Below are 16,000 nucleotides of genomic sequence, written 5' to 3'. Positions count from 1 at the left end.
GTCCGCACGGGGGCGGGCCGCCGAGCCGGACACTTTCCCTGAACGTTCGTTAGGCACAAAACGAGACCGGTGCGGGCTCGGCGCCGAGGACACACGGCGCTACGATAACGGCTCCCGTCGCCGGCTTTACGAATGTTCAGTCGCGGGGCGGACTGAGCGGCCCAGCAGATCGGAGCATCGTGTCCACTCGCCCCGCAGGTCACCGGGCCATCATCGAGGCCGCCCGCGAAGAGTTCTCCGAGCAGGGCTACGGGGCCACCTCGATCCGCGACATCGCGGGGCGCGCGGGCGTCAGCCTGTCCGCGCTGTACTACTACTACAAGGGCAAGCAGGACCTGCTCGTCGCCATCCTCGAAGAGGGCCTCGACGCCTACTTCGGCGCCTGCGGCACCGCCCTCGAGGAAGCCGGCGACGACCCCGCCGAGCAGCTCGAAGCCCTGGTCACCGCGACGGTCCAGTTCCGTATCGAGCACCCGGTCAAGAGCAGCATCGTGCTGACCGAGGGCCGCAGCCTGGAACCCGAACACCTCGCCCGCTACCGCAAGAACGAGGAACGCGGCACCCAGCAGTTCCGCGAGGTCATCGAACGGGGCGTCGCCGAGGGCGTGTTCCTCACCCCTCACCCGGACGACGCCCGCCGCGCCGTGATCGCCATGTGCAACGCCATCGCGCAGTGGTACCGCACGGACGGCGAGGTGACTCCCGACGAACTCGTCGAGCGGTATGTGTCGTTGGCGCTGACGGTGGTGGAGTACCGGCCGCGTTCGGTGCGGAGGGCGGCTCGTGCGTAGCCCTGGACTCCACCAGGCCCGTATGGCAAGGGAGTTGGCTTGCGCATGCCCTCTCGCCCACCCGCCCCGGCACGGCTACGGTGACCCGGTGGATCACGAACCGTTCTCATCCAGGCACGTAAAACAGGCACGAGACGCTGAGCAACGGCAGCGGCATCGGCACGCCTCCTCGTTCGGGGTGGCGGCGGTCTCGTATGCCGAGCATCGGCCCGACTACGCGCAGGACGCCGTGAGTTGGGCGCTCGATGTCGCGCCCGGGGCGCGTGTGCTCGATCTCGGGGCCGGGACCGGGAAGCTGACGGGCACGCTCCACGCGCTGGGCTCCGATGTCGTCGCCGTGGAGCCGGATGCGGCCATGCTCGCCGAGCTGCGCCGCTCGCTGCCGGGTGTCCGGGCTCTGGCGGGGAGCGCGGAGAGGATTCCGTTGCCGGACGCCTCGGTCGATGTCGTGCTGGCCGGGAACGCCATGCACTGGTTCGACATGGCGGTCGCGGGGCCGGAGATCGCCCGCGTCCTCGCGCCCGGCGGCGTACTGGCCGGGCTGTGGAACCTCATGGACGACGAGGTGGAGTGGGTCGCCGGGCTCGCACAGGTCGCAGGACCCGCGGCCGTCGGTCCCCGTGACACTCCCGCCGCCTGGCGTGCCGCGACCGCGGGCATGCACCTTCCGAAGCGTGGGGCGGCTCCGCGGTTCGGGGCGCCGGAGCAGGCCGAGTTCGGGCACGGGCAGCGCCGTACCGCGGACTCGCTCGTGCGGACGCTCGCGACGCGGGCGGGGGTGCTGGTCATGCCCGAAGGGGAGCGGGAGGCCCTGTTGGGGCGGATCCGTGGCTTCCTCGCGAGTGTGCCGGAGACCGCCCACGGCGAGTTCACCCTGCCGATGCGGACCGGGGTGCTGCGTGTGCGGCGGCTGTGAGCGCCCGCGTCACGGTGTGGGGACGGGGCCGCCCAGGCGGTAGCCGTCGTCCGCCGAGAACGCGGCGGCCACCGCGAAGCGGTCCGCGCGGACCAGGGTCTGGCGCCACTCCACCTGGCGGCGGTCGGCGTCGTGGCCGAGCCGGTCGATCGCGAACAGCGCCGTGGACTCGGGGCAGTCGAGCAGCTTGCGTTCCGCGCGGGTGGGCACGACGGCCCGGATCCGCTCCCAGCCGCCGCTGATGTGCGTACGGCAGTGGCGTTCCAGCTCGTCGTAGAGCGAGGTGTGCGTGAAGTCGACGGACAGCAGCGGGCGGGCGAGGTCCGCGGGGAGCCAGACCCGGTCGACGGCGAGCGGCTCCCCGTCGGCGAGGCGCAGGCGTTCGAGGTGGACGAGGGGAGTGGACTCCTCCAGGCCGAGGCGCGCGGCGATGACACCGTCGGCCCGTTCGTCGAGGCGGCGGACGACGCTGCGCTGGACCGCTCCCACCTCCTCGACGGAGCGGAACAGGCTGTACGCCTCGCCGACCTTCTGTTCCAGCGGCCGACTGGCGGCGAACCGTGACACCCGGCCCCGCTGCGCCGTGACCAGGCCCTCCGCGCGCAGCGTGCGCAGTGCCTCGCGGACGGTGTGCCGGCTCACCTGGTACTCGGCGACGAGGTCGTGCTCGCCGGGGAAGACGTCCCGGAACTCGCCGTCCTCGAGGCGCCGCAGCAGGTCGGCGCGGAGCTGGGACCACAGCGGCCTGCCCTTGGACCGGGTGAGCGGACGGGGGCCGGACTGTGAGCTGCTGGTGGGCACGGGATGCATGCTCGTCGATTTACGGAGGCGGTGCAAACGGCGGGACCCGCTCACGCGAACGCGTCCACCAGCATGAACGCCGCCGTCGCGAGCAGCAGGACCGCGAACGTGCGTTGCAGTGCCGGTCCTGACAGCCTGGCCGCGAGCCGCCTCGCGTCCCACGCCCCGAGGATCGCGGCGCCGACGAAGGGGCCGAGCACCGCCGGGTCGATGGAGATGCCCTCGGTGGTCAGGCGCGTGGTGAGGGACACCAGAGAGTTGAGGAGGGTGACGACGAGGCTGGTGCCGACGGCCACCCGCATCGGCAGCCGCAGCACGGACACCAGGGTGGGTACGGCGAGGAACCCGCCGCCCACCCCGAGCAGCCCGGTCACCGCACCGAGCCCGGCCCCGGCGCCTGCGGTGCGCAGCGGGCCGCCGCGGTCGGCTTCGATGACTGTCTTCGTCTCTCGTGTCCCCTGTGTCTCTTGCGTCTCTTCTGTCTCTTGGACTTGTACGACGGCGGGGGCGGGCCCCGCCGTCGCCCGTGCGGGCAGGCGGGTCCGGGCCGTGTCGCCACGGGCGCGGGTGCCGCGCAGCATCACCGTGGCGGCCACCCCGGCCAGTACGGCGAACGCGCCGGTCAGCAGGTTCTGCGGGAGGCGGTGCGCGAGCATCGACGCCCCGATCGTGGGCACCGCGCCGACCGCGGCGAACAGGACGCCCGTGCGCCAGCGGACGGTTCCTGTGCCGGCGTGGCGGGCGAGGGCAGTGGCCGAGGTGACGGTGACGATGACCAGGCTGGTGGTGCCCGCGTCGGCCGGGTCGACGCCCAGGAGGTAGACGAGGGCCGGGACCGCGAGGACGCCACCGCCGCCGCCGAGTCCGCCGAGGGCGAGGCCGACGACGGCGCCGCAGAGCACGGCGAGGATCAGAGTGCTCACGCGCGGACGCCGCCCCCGTCGGCCGGGCGCTCGACCGGTCCGTGCCATGCGGAGAAGCCGCCGCGCAGGTCGTCGGCGTCGAAGCCGCGGGCCCGGAGCACGGAGGCGGCCACGGAGGACCGGTTGCCGCTGGCGCAGACGACGATGAGTGGCTGGTCGGTCGTCAAGTCGCTTAGGCGGGCGGTCAGTTCGGGCAGTGGGATGAGGCGGGCGCCGGGGAGTGTGCCGGTGTCGTGGATCTCGCCGGGGCCGCGTACGTCGAGCACCGTGAAGGGGCGGGGGGTCTCCGTCAGGCGGTCGGCGAGGGGCGCTGCCTCGACGCGCGGCATCGAGACCGTGTGTTCGGTGGGCAGTGTGTCGGCGGACAGGGCGCCGATGACCCGGTCGTAGCCGATGCGGGCGAGGCGGTTGCGGGCCTCGCGCGCGGTGGCGGGGTCCCCGCACAGGACGAGGTCGGTGCCGGACGGGAGGACCTCGCCGCAGAGTTCGGCGAACCGGCCGCCGAGCGGGACGTTGATCGAGGCGGGCAGATGGGTGGCGGCGAAGTCGTCCGGGGCGCGGGTGTCGAGGACGGTCGCGCCGCCCGCGACGGACTGTCGTACGGCGTCGGGGGTGAGTGTGGGCACGGGTGCGTCCTCGTCGAGCACCGGACGTGTCTCGCGGTTGCGTGCGGAGGTGAACGAGAAGTAGGCGGGCGCGGCGGACTGGCCCGATGTCACGGCCTCGACGAAGGTGTCCTCGGACATGTCGGCCAGGGCGTAGTTGGTGCTGCGCTGGGTGCCCATGGTGCAGCTCAGCGCGGTCGAGAGGTTCTTGCCGCAGGCCGAGCCCGCCCCGTGCGCAGGGAAGACGCGGGTCGCGTCGGGGAGTGTGAGCAGGCGCTCGCGGGTGGAGCGGTACAGGGCGCGGGCCATCTCCTCGGCGGACCTGCCGCGCGCGCTGAGCAGGTCGGGGCGGCCGACGTCGCCGATGAACAGGGTGTCGCCGGTGAGGACGCCGTAGGGAACGGGGTCGGCGGGGTGCTCGCGGACGACGACGCACACCGACTCCAGGGTGTGGCCGGGGGTGTGCAGGATCTGCAGGTCGACCTCGCCGAGGCGGATGTGCTGTCCGTCGGCGAGGGGGTCGGTGTCGAAGGCGACGTCGGCGGCGGCGCCGTAGGAGATGCGGGCGCCGGTGCGTGCGGCCAGTTCCAGGTGGCCGGAGAGGAAGTCGGCGTGGACGTGGGTCTCGATGACACGCTCGATGGTGAGGCCGTGGTGTGCGGCGGTGGCGAGGTAGTCGTTGACGTCGCGCTGGGGGTCGACGACGACGGCGCGGCCGGTGGTGCGGTCGCCGATGAGGTACGAGGCGTGCGAGAGGCAGTCGAGGTAGAACTGCTCGAATATCAGCGGGCCGGTGCCGTCGTGGGTGACGGGCTCCTGGGGCATGACGGACTCCTGGGTCGTGAAGCTGCCGGCGGCGGGAGGTGTGGGGGTCACGCGAGTCCGCGGAGCATGAGGTTCCAGTACAGGAACGGCAGTCCGTGCCGCTTGAGGTACCACATGTCGGTGCGCTCGCGGACGGTGTCGATCAGCGGGATCGACGGGGTGGGCCGGCCGCTGTAGTCGAACTCGGCGAGCAGCATCTTGTTGCGGGCCGTGGTCAGTGGGCACGAGGAGTAGCCGTTGTAGACGGCGAGCGGTTCCTTGCCGTGTGCCGTCGCGAGCAGGTTCTCGACGACGACGGGCGCCTGCTGGCGCACGGCCGCGCCGGTCTTCGAGTTCGGTGAGGAGCCGGCGTCGCCGAGGGCCCAGATGTTGGGGTAGCGGACGTGCCGCATCGTGTGCTTGTCGATCTCGACGTAGCCGGCCGGGTTGGCGGCGTCCGCGAGCGGACTGCGCTTGATCCAGTCCGGGGCGCTCTGCGGGGGTACGAGATGGGCCATGTCGTACGGGATGGTGGTCTTGTCGCCGGTGCCGAGATCGCTGACGACGACCTCGCGGGACTCGGGGCGGACCTCGGCGACCTCGCTGCCGTAGTGGACGTGGATGCCGTACCGGCGGGCCACGCCCTCCAGGACCCGGGCGAACTCCGGGACACCGAAGATGGTGTCCGTCGGGAGCACCAGGTGGATGTCCATCCGGCCGAGGACGCCCTGTCGGCGCCAGTGGTCGGCGGCGAGGTAGGCGATCTTCTGCGGGGCGCCGCCGCATTTGATGGGTCCGGGCGGCATGCTGAACACGGCGCTGCCGGAGCGGGTGTCGCGGATGAAACGCCAGGTCACGGGCGCGGTGTGCGGCAGGTAGTTGCTGGAGAGGCCGTTGTGGCCGAGTCCGTCCTCGAGGCCGGGCACGCCGCCCCAGTCCAGCTGGATGCCGGCGCACACCACGAGGTGGTCGTAGTGCACGACACCGCCGTCGTCCAGGGTCACCTCCTGGCTCTCCGGGTCGACGGCGACCGCGGCGCGCCGGATCCACCGCACCCCCTTCGGCATCACGGAGCCCTGCGGCCGCACGCTCTCCTTGAGTGGCGCCCGTCCGCCGCCGACCAGCGTCCACAGCGGCTGGTAGTAGTGCCGCTCGCTCGGGTCGAGGACCGCGACGTCCCGCTCACCGGCGCGCCGGAGCCGCGCCGCGACCGAAATCCCGGCCGAGCCGCCACCCACGATCACCGTCCGGTGGTGCTGCTTGGTCACCAAGAGAATCCCTCCCGATAATGTACGTACATCTACGCTAGGTCGATTTCCTCGCGACGTACAAGTGGCTGTGGGGATTCTGGCGCAAGCTGTACGTACATTTGAGCCCGCTGTGCTTCTGCCGCGCTGCCGCTGCCCTGCTGTCGACGCCCGCGATCGATACGGTGACCCCATGGCGGAGACCCCCAGAATCAAGTCCTGGCAGGACATGCGGGAGTGGCAGATCGGGCTGCTGGAGCGCGGCACCGGGGAGACGCTCACGGCCTGGACCGGACGCATCCGGGAGCTGGCGCCGGACGGCGAACAGGAGCTGCGCGAGTGGCTGGGCGCGCGGGGCGTGACCGGGTACGCGCAGATGCTCCTGGTGCACGAGACCTTCGGCTACCCCGACTTCCTGCGGCAGAGCGCGGACGACCTGATCGACGCGCAGTACGCCGACCGGCCGGAGCTGCGGCCGGTACTCGACGCGGTTCTCCTGCGCGCCGCCGAGCTGCAACAGGTGACGATCCAGGCACGCAAGACGTTCGTGGCCCTCGTCGGACCGCGCCGCACCTTCGCCCGCATCCGCCCCACCACCCGCACCCGCGTCGACGTGGGGCTGCGGCTGCCGGGGGAGCAGCCGGCGGGCCGCCTGCTCACGGCGAAGGGGATGGGTGACGAGATGGGCCTGCGGGTCCCGCTGGGCGAAGTCGGCGAGGTGGACGAGGAGTTCGCGCGGGTGTTGGGGAGGGCGTACGACGTGAATACGTGAGCGGTGGCGGGGTGCGGCGGGAATAGTCCTTGCCGTCGGGCTGCTGCTGGGCTAAGCAGGCCAGCAGTAAGCAGCCGACAGAAACGGGGACGGAACCCATGCGTGTCAAAGCTCTTGATCACTTGGTGCTGAACGTGGCCGACGTCGACAAGTCGCTCGAGTTCTACACCGGACGCCTGGGGCTCGCGCCCGAGCGGGTGGAGGAGTGGCGGGCCGGGAAGGTGCCGTTCCCGTCCGTGCGGATCGACGGCAGCACCGTCATCGACCTGTTCGCCGCCGCTCGGGTCGAGTCCAACGTCGATCACTTCTGCCTCGTCGTCGACCCGCTCGACTGGCAGCAGGTCATCGACTCGGGGGAGTTCGAGGTTCTGGAGGGGCCCGTGCCGCGGTGGGGTGCGCGGGGGCAGGCGCAGTCCGTGTACGTCAAGGATCCGGACGGGAACACGGTCGAACTGCGGTGGTATCCGCAGGACGCCGAGAACTGAGTGGCGGGGCCAACTACCGTGCGGGTTGGTCCGTTGACTGGCTAGAACGGCCGTGCGACGGTGAGAGCGCGTTACCCCTTTTACCTGCCGAAGGCCCCGCGTGAGCACGGGCCGATTCAAGAACGGGAAGCGGATACTGTGACGCTCGGACACCCGCACACCTCTCGCTCCACCGACGCTTCCGCCGACGGCGACCGGGGCCTGACCGCCGCTCATATCGCGGGGTATGAGAAGGAGTTCGCCGCTCGTCCGGCGAACCGGTTGATGCAGAACGCCGTGACGCAGACGACGGTCGACGACATCGCACTGGACCGGCGGATCGTCACGGCGATCGACCACACCGTCTCGCACCACCTGGACGACTGGAAGGTCACCAACCAGAAGCGCAGCGGCCGTTGTTGGATGTTCGCCGGGCTCAATCTGCTGCGCGTGGGCGCCGCGCGCAAACTCGGTGTGAAGGACTTCGAGTTCTCCCAGAACTACGTGCTGTGGTGGGACAAGTTCGAGCGCGCGAACCACTTCCTGGAGAGTGTCATCGACACCTCGGACCGGGATGTCGACGACCGCACCGTGGCGCATCTGCTCGGCGATCCGATCAGCGACGGCGGGCAGTGGAACATGTTCGTGGCGCTGGTCGCCAAGCACGGCCTCGTACCCAAGTCGGCGATGCCGGAGACCGAGAGCTCGTCGGCGACCGGGCCGATGAACCGGGCCCTGATGAGCCTGCTCCGCCAAGGAGCCCGTGACGTGCGCCGCGCGGCGGCCGACGGCGTCGAGGCGCAGCGCGCCCGCAAGGCGGAGGTGCTCGGCGCCGTCCACCGCGTACTCAGCATCCACCTCGGCACGCCGCCCCGGACGTTCCTGTGGCAGTGGCGGGACAGCGACCAGGAGTTCCACCGCGAGGGCTGGCTGACACCGACCGAGTTCGCCGACGCGTACGTGCAGATACCCCTCGACGAGTACGTGTGTCTCGTGCACGATCCGCGCGAGTCCAGCCCCGTCGGCCGTACGTTCACCGTCGAGCACCTCGGCAATGTCGTCGAGGCCCCGCCCGTGGTGTACCTCAACGCGGACGTCGACCTGCTCAAGCGGCTCACCATGGAGGCCGTGGTGGGCGGCGAACCGGTCTGGTTCGGGTGCGACGTCGCCCAGCAGATGCGCCCCGACCTCGGGATCTGGGACGCCGAACTCTTCGACTACGAGGCCGTCTACGACGCGCCGTTCGACCTCGACAAGGCGGACCGGCTCCTCCACCACGAGACGCAGATGACCCACGCGATGCTCTTCACCGGCGTCGACGTGGTCGACGGCGTGCCGCGCCGCTGGCGGGTCGAGAACAGCTGGGGCGACGAGAAGGCCGACAAGGGCTTCTGGACCATGAACGACTCGTGGTTCGGCGAGCATGTCTTCGAGGTCGCGGTCCGCCGCTCCGCGCTCCCACCGGAGCTGTCCGCGGCCCTCGACGAGCCGCCGATCGTGCTGCCCGCCTGGGACCCGATGGGCGCGCTCGCCGACTGACCGGACAGTCAGGGGAGCACCGGTGAGGCCGGGTCCATCGGCACGGCCTCAAGGTCCGGGTGTGCGAGCAGCTGCTCCGCCGTCGCGGCGGAGCAGGCGATCCACGTCGCCGTGAGATCGGTGTCCCCGTGCACGAACCAGGAGCGGTCGGCCGGCCACCACAGGTCGGGGACGAGGGCGTCCTCCACGTCGGCCGGCTCGCCGAGTTCGCCGACGAGATCCAGCGACAGGGCCGTCACCGCGGTGAGCGGGCCATGGAACACGGCGTATCCGCGGTGCGGCAGTTCGAGGCGGGGCGCGCCCGTGACATCGACCGCACTCCGGTCGTCCTCCAGGTAACCGCATCCCTCCCACACCCCGAAGAAGCAGTCCCGGGGTGTGGCCGTGCCGACCGCCAGGATCTCCGCCAGCGGTGCCGCGAGCGGGCCCGGCAGCGTGCCCTCGCCGGGCCCGTCCCCGTCGCAGTCGGCCGGGTGCAGCACCCGCACGTACCGCTCGTACCCGGCGGGCAGCAGTGAGCCGACCATGCCGGCCGCGAAGTCCGGCAGGGCCGCGCGCACCCATGTCGTCGGGGTGAGGTCATGGCAGAGCGCGAGCCCTGCGGGAAGCGCAGACGTCATTCGCGCAGTATGTCCGACGGGTGCGCGGCCAGCGGTGTCACCTCCAGGGACATGTACGGGAACAGTGGCAGGCCCCACAGGATGTCGTGGAGCTCGTCGTTGTCGCGGACGTCAAAGACGCTGAGGTTGGAGTACTGGCCCACGCAGCGCCAGATGTGCCGCCAGACACCCTTGTGCTGGAGCTCCTGGGAGTACGCCTTCTCGCGGGCGATGGTGTCCGCGCGTACCTGGGGGTCGAGATCGGTGGGGATGTGGACGTCCATCTTGACGGCGAACAGCATGGCCGGGCTCCTCGAATCGGTTTCAGTGTCAGGCGGGGTCGAGGGTGAAGTCGTAGGTGACCTCGTGTCCCGTGCCGTTCGTGGCGGTGGTCGGGGCGAGGACCAGCTCCGGCTTCACGGCCTGCGCGATGTCGTCCTCGATGTGGCTGCCGCCCTTGAAGTACAGCTGGGTGGTGATGAGTTGGTGGCCGGCCGCCGACACCTTGAGGTGCAGATGGGCGGGGCGCCACGCGTGCCAGCCCGCGGCGGCGATCAGGTTGCCGCAGGAGCCGTCGGTGGGGATCTGGTACGGCGCCGGCTCGATGGTGTGTATGGCGAAGCGGCCCTCGGCGTCGGCGACGACGGTGCCGCGCAGATTCCACTCGGGGAGCTCGGGGGCGTACTGGGAGTAGTAGCCGTCGTCGTCGGCGTGCCACATCTCGACGCGCGCGCCGGGCAGCGGAGTTCCGTCGACGGAGGTGACCTGCCCCTGGAAGACGAGGGGTGTGCCCTGCTCGTCGGGGCGCATGGGGAGCGTGGCCTCGGCGGGCAGTTCGGGCGCGTCCGGCACGTAGTAGGGGCCCTCGATCGTGCCCTTGGAGCCCTCGCGGGACTCGTTCGCGACCTCCTCGACGACGTGCTCGATCCACACGTCGAGGAACAGCGGCCACTCGCCGTCCTCACCGACCTGGATCAGCCACGCCTTCAGCGCGTCGTACTCGGCGTACGTGACCTTGTGGCGGCGGACGATGTCATGGACGGCGGCGATGAGTTCGGAGGCGAGGGTGTCGACGCGCTCGGTGCTGCTGGCGGCGCCGGAGCGGGATTTCTGGGCGAACGCGGCGGTGGCGGCGTTGCCCGACGCGGAGGCCGTGGCCTGCTCGGTGGACGTGGTCATGATGCGGCTCCTTGAGGATGCGGGATGCGGAAGGGGATTCAGATGTCCTGGCGGTAGCGGTTCAGCTTCTCGGTGTCGAGTTCGATGCCGAGGCCCGCGCCCTCGCGGACGCGCAGTGTGCCCTCGCTGATGCGCAGCGGTTCGGCGAGCAGGTCGTCCGTCATGTCGAGGAAGTTGGAGAGTTCGCCCGCCCGGCGCGAGGTCGCCTCGTACGCGGCACCGAAGGCGACCGAGCACAACGAGCCGAGCTGGCCGTCGATCTGATTGCCCATCACCACCTCCACGCCGAGCCCCTCGCTCTCGAAGAGCACGCGCTGGGAGTGGCTGAAGCCGGTGCGGGCCGTCTTGATGCTGATGGCGGTGGCCGAGCCGCCGAGCAGTTCGCGCGTCACCTCGCCGGTGCGGGTGACGCTCTCGTCGGCGACGAAGGGGACCGGGCAGCTCTCGACGAGCCGGCGGCGGCCGAGCACGTCGTCGGCCGGGCACAGCTCCTCGGCCAGTGTCAGGTCCAGGTCGTCCATGGCGCGCAGGGCACGCGCCGCCTCCGAGGGCGTCCAGCCGCGGTTGCCGTCGACGTACAGCTCGACCTCGTCGCCGAACGCCTCGCGCAGCGCCCGGCACACCTCGACGTCGAGGCGGTAGGGGCGGCGGCCGACCTTCACCTTGAACGTCGTGATGCCGTACGTGTCCCGCATCCGCCGCGCCTCGTCCACCATCTGCTGCGGCGGGGCGAAGCCCAGCATGTGCGAGACCCGCATGAAGTCGCCGTGGCCGCCGAGGAGTTCGGACACGGGCAGGTCCGCCGCCTGGCCGACGATGTCCCACAGCGCCATGTCGATCGCGGCCTTCGCGGTCGGATTGCCGACGGTGCGGTTCAGACGGGCGTGCACGGCCTCGCGGCGGACGGGGGAGAGGCCGAGCAGCTGCGGCTCGAAGAGCTGCCCGATCACGGCGACGATGGACGCCTGCGTCTCGCCGTACGTGAACGGCCGCGGCGGCGCCTCCGCCGTCCCGGTCAGGCCGTCGTCGGTGTGCACGCGGACGAGGACGTGCTCGGCGGTGTGCACCTCGCCGCTGGCGAACTTCAGGGGCTTTCGGTACGGGATGGCGAAGGGGATCGCTTCTATCGCGGTGATCTTCATCGTGCTCCTGGAGTGACGGGCTCGGGGGCGGCCGGGGCCCGCTCCCGCTCGGAGGTACGGGCCGGCGCCGTCTCCGGGAGGGCGAACAGGCAGGCCAGCGTGAGGAGAAGGAGCGCGGCCAGGTAGTAGCCGACGTTGAGGGCGTCGCCCGTCCCCGAGATGATCCGGTTCGCGACCATCGGGGAGATGCCGCCGCCGAGCACGGCGCCGACGTGGAAGCCGACCCCGAGCCCCGACTGGCGCTGCTCGCGCGGGTAGAGCTCGGCGAAGTACGTGTACATGGGGCCGAACAGCAGGCCGGTCGCGGAGAAGCCGATGATGACGGCCGTGTTGACGGCGGCGACCGTGCCCACGCTGGTGACGTGGAACATCGTCAGGGCCGAGGCCAGGGAGAGCAGCGCGCCCACGATCATCACGGGCTTGCGGCCGATCCGGTCCGACAGCCAGGCGGAGCCCACGTTCAGCAGGGCGTGGCACAGCAGCCCGATCAGGCTGCCGTTCACGATGGGCTGCCGGGGCAGGCCCAGGCCCTCGGGCGCGGCGGCGGTGGCGTAGGAGAGCATGAAGGTGGCGAGCGCGAACGTGCTGGCGTTGAGGCCGATGTTCACACCGGCGGTGAGCGCCACTCGCCGCCAGTTGGTGCGAAGGACCTCCAATACGGGGGAGTGGGAGGGCAGTTGACCGCCTTCCTTGTCCGCCATCTCCTGGAAGACCGGGCTCTCGGCGACGCCCTTGCGGATCCACAGGCCGACGAGGACGACGAGGCCGCCCACGAGGAACGGGATCCGCCACCCCCAGCCGACCACGTCGTCCTCCGGGAGCAGCAGCACCAGGGCGAACGCCAGGTTGGCGAGGATCGAGCCGACCGGCGAGCCGATCGCGACGAACGAGCCGTACAGGCCGCGCCGCCGGTCCGGCGCGTGCTCGATCGCGAACACCGCGGCACCGGCGTTCTCCCCGCCGCGCGCCGCGCCGTGCACCAGGCGCAGCAGCACCAGGAGGACCGGTGCCGCGATGCCGATGGCGGCGTACGGCGGCAGCACACCCATGGCGAAGGTGGCCGCGCCCATCGCGACGAACGCCGCGAGCAGGGCCACCTTGCGGCCGCGCCGGTCGCCCAGCGAACCGAACAGGGCGGCGCCCAGCGGCGCCATGAGGAAGCCGATCGCGAACGTCGCCAGGCTCATGAACGTGCCGAACCAGGCGTCGCCCGTCTTGAAGAACAGCTCGCCGAACACCAGGGCGGCGGCGGTGCCGTAGATCGCGAAGTCGTAGAACTCCAGCGAGGTGCCGACGCCGGCGGCGAGGCCGACTCTGAGCACGCTCGGCTTGCGGGACGTGGTTCCGGTCGAGGTCATGCGTCTCCTTCGGTACGGCTCGGTCAGTACAGCTCGATGACGAGCCGCTCCGTCCCGGCCCGTGACACGCACAGCGCCATCTGTGTGCCGGCCGCCCTGTCCGCGGCGGACAGGCAGTTGTCGCGGTGGTCCGGGGTGCCTTCGAGGACGCCGGAGACGCAGGAGCCGCAGATGCCCTCCTCGCAGGACTTGAAGACGTCGATGCCGCCCTCTTCCAGGACGGAGAGGATCGACCGGTCGGCGGGGACCTCGAAGACCTCGCCGGTGTCCAGCTCGACGGTGAACGCCCGGTCGGCGCTCGTGTCCACCTCGGCGGCCTCGAAGTGCTCGATGTGCACATGTGCCGCGCCGACCACCGGCTCGAAGACGTCGGTGACCTGCCGCATAAAGCCGTCGGGTCCGCATGTGTACACATGGGACGCGCCCGTGAGTCCCGCGGCCGTCGCGGCGAGCAGTGCGGGCCGCTCGGGCCTGGCCGTACCGAAGTGCAGCCGCACCCGGTCGGGGAACTCGACGCGCCGCTCCAACAGGTCGACGAACGCGGCCTGTTCGCGGCTCGTCGCGAAGTAGTGCAGCTCGAAGTCGGCGCCCGTGCGGTGCAGTTCGTAGGCCATGCTCAGCAGCGGCGTGATGCCGATGCCGCCCGCCACCAGGACGTGCCGGTCGGCGTCCTCGGCGAGGCGCAGCAGGTTGCGCGGGCCGTCGATCTCCAGGCGGTCGCCCTCGGCCACCCCGTGCAGGGCCAGCGAGCCGCCGCGCGAGGAGGGTTCCCGCTTCACCGCGATGAGCAGCGAGGACGGGTCGGACGGCGGGCCGCACAGCGAGTACTGGCGCAGCACGCCGGTGGGGCCCTTCACGTCGATGTGCGCGCCCGCCGGGTACGCGGGAAACGCCGCGCCGTCCGCCCGCACGAGCCGCAGCGCGCGGATGTCGGGGGTCTCCTCGGTCACCTCACGGACCCGGACCTCGACGCTCACAGCAGGAACCCGGCCGCCGGTACGGCGTCCTCGCTGTCCACGAGGCGTACGACCTTCAGGGCGATGCGGTCCCCTTCGGTGGAGAGCCGGACCCGGTGCGTGACCTCGCCGGCCCACAGGTCGTGCCGGCCCCGCTTGTACGCGACGAGCACCTGCGCCGAACGCAGCGTCACCTCGGCGTCGTTGACCTCCTCGGGCACGAAACGGGACACCGTCCGCACGGTGCGCGCGGCGTCGACCGCGGCGATGGCGTAGCCCTCGGTCATCCGGGTCACGCGCATCCGCCGCATACGGGCGTCGTCGTACACCATGTTCAGGGAGCCGGCGAAGTCCTCGGTGTCCGGGTCGATCGGGATCACGTAGTGCGCGTCGTCGGTGTAGAGCTGCTGCCACTGCTCGTAGAGGCCGCGGTCGAGGAGGTCGGCCTCGTGCCAGACGAGGGAGATCGCGCGCAGCACGCGGGGGTCCGACAGGCCGAGCAGGCCCTCGGCGGGAGTCGCCAGGGTGTCAGTCATCGCGCATCATCTCCTTCCACTGCGCGTACGCGGCGCGCATGCCGGTCTCGTCGGTGACATGTGCGGTCGGCCAGCCCTCGGGGCTGGGTGTCTCGCGGGACAGGCCGCGGTTGACCAGGATCGGCATGTCGGGCGCGGCCTGGGCGCCGCGCTGGACGCGGTCCCAGCCCTCGGCGTCGTCGGGGGTGCCGAAGCCGAAGGGGCCCTGGAAGTGCTCGTGGATGCGCAGCCGTTCGCGGTTGACCGGGTCGACGACCTCGGGCGGCCCGTCGGGGCCGAGGGCCACGTGCTCGATGAGGGTCTCGTTCGCCGACAGCGGGCGCAGCACCCGCAGGAACGAGTTGGACATCGACACGTTCGGGAACAGGTTGAGGTTGAACCCGGTGCCGTGCACGGCCCGCACCAGCTTGCGGACGGCCGTGTCGTCCAGTCCCGCGGACCTCAACTCGTCCACCAGGCCGTCGAATCGGGGCTGGAGCGGCTCCGTGCCGTCGTCGGCGTCGAGGTCCGCGTGCCCGGGCACCATCTGCATGACACTGTGGCCGTGGCCCAGGTCGTGGGTGACCGCCGAGGGGTCGGTCATGAACGACATCATGTCCGCCGTCTCGGCGTCCACGGACGCCATCCACGAGCGGTGCACGATCGGGAAGTGGTAGCCGTCGGTGGTGTTCTCCAGCTGGATCTTCCAGTTGCCGCGGAAGCGGAACTGGTGGGTGCCCAGCACCTTCACCGGATAGCCGCCGCCCTGCTTCATGAACCGGTCGATCCACAGCTTCACATCACCGAGGAAGTCCTCCAGCGGCTCGATGTCCTCCGCGAACGTCGCGAAGATCATGCCGGCGTACGACTCGGTGCGCAGCTTGCGCAGCCCCAACTCGCCCTTCTCGACGACGCCTTCGTAGCCGTCGGGGTACGGGATGCCGCGCAGCTTGCCGTCCAGGCCGTAGGACCAGGCGTGGTACGGACAGGTGAAGCCGTTGGCCTGGCCCGTCCGCTGCTCGCACAGGCTCGCGCCGCGGTGCCGGCAGCGGTTGAGCAGGGTGTTGACGTTGCCCTTGCGGTCCTTCGTCACGATGACCGGCTGCCGGCCCACGTACGTCGACTTGAAGCTGCCCGCCTTCGGCAGCTCACTGTCGTGGGCGACCCACACCCAGGTCCGTTCGAAGATCGCGGTCATCTCCCGCTCGAAGAGCCGGGGATCGGTGTACATGCGCCCCGCCACGCGGTCCTCGCCCACCAGATCGTGCGGGGCGAGGTCGTGGACGGTGTCCGCACTGAACTCAAGCGTCATCGTGCCTCCGTCGTTCGATGCCCAAGACGCTAGAACCGTGGCGGGGGCGGGCCAATTGGGAATGGCCTCGCCCGGAA

At 71.0% G+C, this 16,000-nt stretch carries 17 protein-coding genes; 5 read left to right on the top strand and 12 right to left on the bottom strand.

Annotation, left to right across the window (positions count from 1 at the left end; genetic code table 11):
• Nucleotides 1–179 precede the first annotated feature (179 nt).
• Nucleotides 180–791 (top strand): TetR/AcrR family transcriptional regulator, encoded by a 612-nt coding sequence (locus ACFV9W_RS02680; protein ID WP_385754835.1) that lies wholly within the window; start codon nucleotides 180–182, stop codon nucleotides 789–791.
• A 178-nt stretch (nucleotides 792–969) separates the two neighbouring features.
• A complete protein-coding gene (locus tag ACFV9W_RS02675; RefSeq protein ID WP_385754832.1) occupies nucleotides 970–1,707 on the top strand; it encodes a class I SAM-dependent methyltransferase in 738 nt (245 codons plus the stop codon).
• A 9-nt stretch (nucleotides 1,708–1,716) separates the two neighbouring features.
• On the opposite strand, the gene ACFV9W_RS02670 is transcribed toward ACFV9W_RS02675, so the two are convergent.
• Genes ACFV9W_RS02670 through ACFV9W_RS02655 form a run of 4 tightly spaced genes read right to left on the bottom strand, consistent with a single transcriptional unit; the run spans nucleotide 1,717 to nucleotide 6,111 of the window.
• Nucleotides 1,717–2,517 (bottom strand): GntR family transcriptional regulator, encoded by an 801-nt coding sequence (locus ACFV9W_RS02670; protein WP_385754829.1) that lies wholly within the window; start codon nucleotides 2,515–2,517, stop codon nucleotides 1,717–1,719.
• A 41-nt stretch (nucleotides 2,518–2,558) separates the two neighbouring features.
• On the bottom strand, nucleotides 2,559–3,431 hold the full coding sequence (locus ACFV9W_RS02665; RefSeq protein ID WP_385754825.1) for a sulfite exporter TauE/SafE family protein: 873 nt from the start codon (nucleotides 3,429–3,431) through the stop codon (nucleotides 2,559–2,561).
• Complete coding sequence (locus ACFV9W_RS02660) at nucleotides 3,428–4,861, bottom strand: rhodanese-like domain-containing protein (protein ID WP_385754821.1); 1,434 nt, start codon at nucleotides 4,859–4,861, stop codon at nucleotides 3,428–3,430. Before ACFV9W_RS02660 ends, ACFV9W_RS02665 begins: the two co-directional genes overlap by 4 nt.
• A 47-nt stretch (nucleotides 4,862–4,908) precedes the next feature.
• Nucleotides 4,909–6,111 carry an FAD-dependent oxidoreductase gene (locus ACFV9W_RS02655; protein ID WP_385754817.1) on the bottom strand — a complete coding sequence of 401 codons (1,203 nt, stop codon included), beginning with the start codon at nucleotides 6,109–6,111 and terminating at the stop codon, nucleotides 4,909–4,911.
• A 169-nt stretch (nucleotides 6,112–6,280) separates the two neighbouring features.
• Here ACFV9W_RS02655 and ACFV9W_RS02650 point away from each other — a divergent pair, with 169 nt between their 5' ends.
• From ACFV9W_RS02650 to ACFV9W_RS02640, 3 genes are all read left to right on the top strand, one after another.
• Nucleotides 6,281–6,859 carry a DUF5655 domain-containing protein gene (locus tag ACFV9W_RS02650; protein ID WP_385754814.1) on the top strand — a complete coding sequence of 193 codons (579 nt, stop codon included), beginning with the start codon at nucleotides 6,281–6,283 and terminating at the stop codon, nucleotides 6,857–6,859.
• A gap of 98 nt (nucleotides 6,860–6,957) precedes the next feature.
• On the top strand, nucleotides 6,958–7,344 hold the full coding sequence (locus tag ACFV9W_RS02645) for a VOC family protein (protein ID WP_385754813.1): 387 nt from the start codon (nucleotides 6,958–6,960) through the stop codon (nucleotides 7,342–7,344).
• Between the two features lie 138 nt (nucleotides 7,345–7,482).
• The gene (locus tag ACFV9W_RS02640) at nucleotides 7,483–8,862 is read left to right on the top strand and encodes an aminopeptidase C (protein ID WP_385754812.1); all 1,380 of its coding nucleotides are present in this window, start codon (nucleotides 7,483–7,485) and stop codon (nucleotides 8,860–8,862) included.
• 8 nt (nucleotides 8,863–8,870) lie between these two features.
• Here the strand turns inward: ACFV9W_RS02640 and ACFV9W_RS02635 are convergent, their stop codons facing one another.
• The 8 genes from ACFV9W_RS02635 to ACFV9W_RS02600 are packed head-to-tail and all read right to left on the bottom strand — an operon-like array spanning nucleotide 8,871 to nucleotide 15,923.
• Nucleotides 8,871–9,482, bottom strand: a complete 612-nt coding sequence (locus ACFV9W_RS02635) for a hypothetical protein (protein WP_385754810.1) — start codon at nucleotides 9,480–9,482, stop codon at nucleotides 8,871–8,873.
• Nucleotides 9,479–9,763: a muconolactone Delta-isomerase gene (gene catC, locus ACFV9W_RS02630; RefSeq protein ID WP_385754807.1), complete on the bottom strand. Its 285-nt coding sequence runs from the start codon at nucleotides 9,761–9,763 to the stop codon at nucleotides 9,479–9,481. The genes ACFV9W_RS02635 and catC overlap by 4 nt, the downstream gene beginning before the upstream one ends.
• A 28-nt stretch (nucleotides 9,764–9,791) precedes the next feature.
• The gene (catA, locus tag ACFV9W_RS02625) at nucleotides 9,792–10,640 is read right to left on the bottom strand and encodes a catechol 1,2-dioxygenase (RefSeq protein ID WP_385754804.1); all 849 of its coding nucleotides are present in this window, start codon (nucleotides 10,638–10,640) and stop codon (nucleotides 9,792–9,794) included.
• Between the two features lie 38 nt (nucleotides 10,641–10,678).
• Complete coding sequence (locus tag ACFV9W_RS02620; RefSeq protein WP_385754802.1) at nucleotides 10,679–11,782, bottom strand: mandelate racemase/muconate lactonizing enzyme family protein; 1,104 nt, start codon at nucleotides 11,780–11,782, stop codon at nucleotides 10,679–10,681.
• Nucleotides 11,779–13,140, bottom strand: a complete 1,362-nt coding sequence (locus ACFV9W_RS02615; protein WP_385754800.1) for an MFS transporter — start codon at nucleotides 13,138–13,140, stop codon at nucleotides 11,779–11,781. The genes ACFV9W_RS02620 and ACFV9W_RS02615 overlap by 4 nt, the downstream gene beginning before the upstream one ends.
• Before the next feature lie 23 nt (nucleotides 13,141–13,163).
• The gene (locus ACFV9W_RS02610; protein WP_385754797.1) at nucleotides 13,164–14,117 is read right to left on the bottom strand and encodes a PDR/VanB family oxidoreductase; all 954 of its coding nucleotides are present in this window, start codon (nucleotides 14,115–14,117) and stop codon (nucleotides 13,164–13,166) included.
• Nucleotides 14,114–14,632 carry an aromatic-ring-hydroxylating dioxygenase subunit beta gene (locus tag ACFV9W_RS02605; protein ID WP_385754795.1) on the bottom strand — a complete coding sequence of 173 codons (519 nt, stop codon included), beginning with the start codon at nucleotides 14,630–14,632 and terminating at the stop codon, nucleotides 14,114–14,116. Before ACFV9W_RS02605 ends, ACFV9W_RS02610 begins: the two co-directional genes overlap by 4 nt.
• The gene (locus tag ACFV9W_RS02600; RefSeq protein ID WP_385754791.1) at nucleotides 14,625–15,923 is read right to left on the bottom strand and encodes a Rieske 2Fe-2S domain-containing protein; all 1,299 of its coding nucleotides are present in this window, start codon (nucleotides 15,921–15,923) and stop codon (nucleotides 14,625–14,627) included. The genes ACFV9W_RS02605 and ACFV9W_RS02600 overlap by 8 nt, the downstream gene beginning before the upstream one ends.
• Nucleotides 15,924–16,000 lie beyond the last annotated feature (77 nt).

The sequence above is a fragment of the Streptomyces sp. NPDC059897 genome (assembly GCF_042730865.1).
GTDB lineage: Bacteria > Actinomycetota > Actinomycetes > Streptomycetales > Streptomycetaceae > Streptomyces.
Note: the sequence above shows the minus strand (reverse complement) of the source record. Positions and strands in the feature narration are given on the sequence as shown.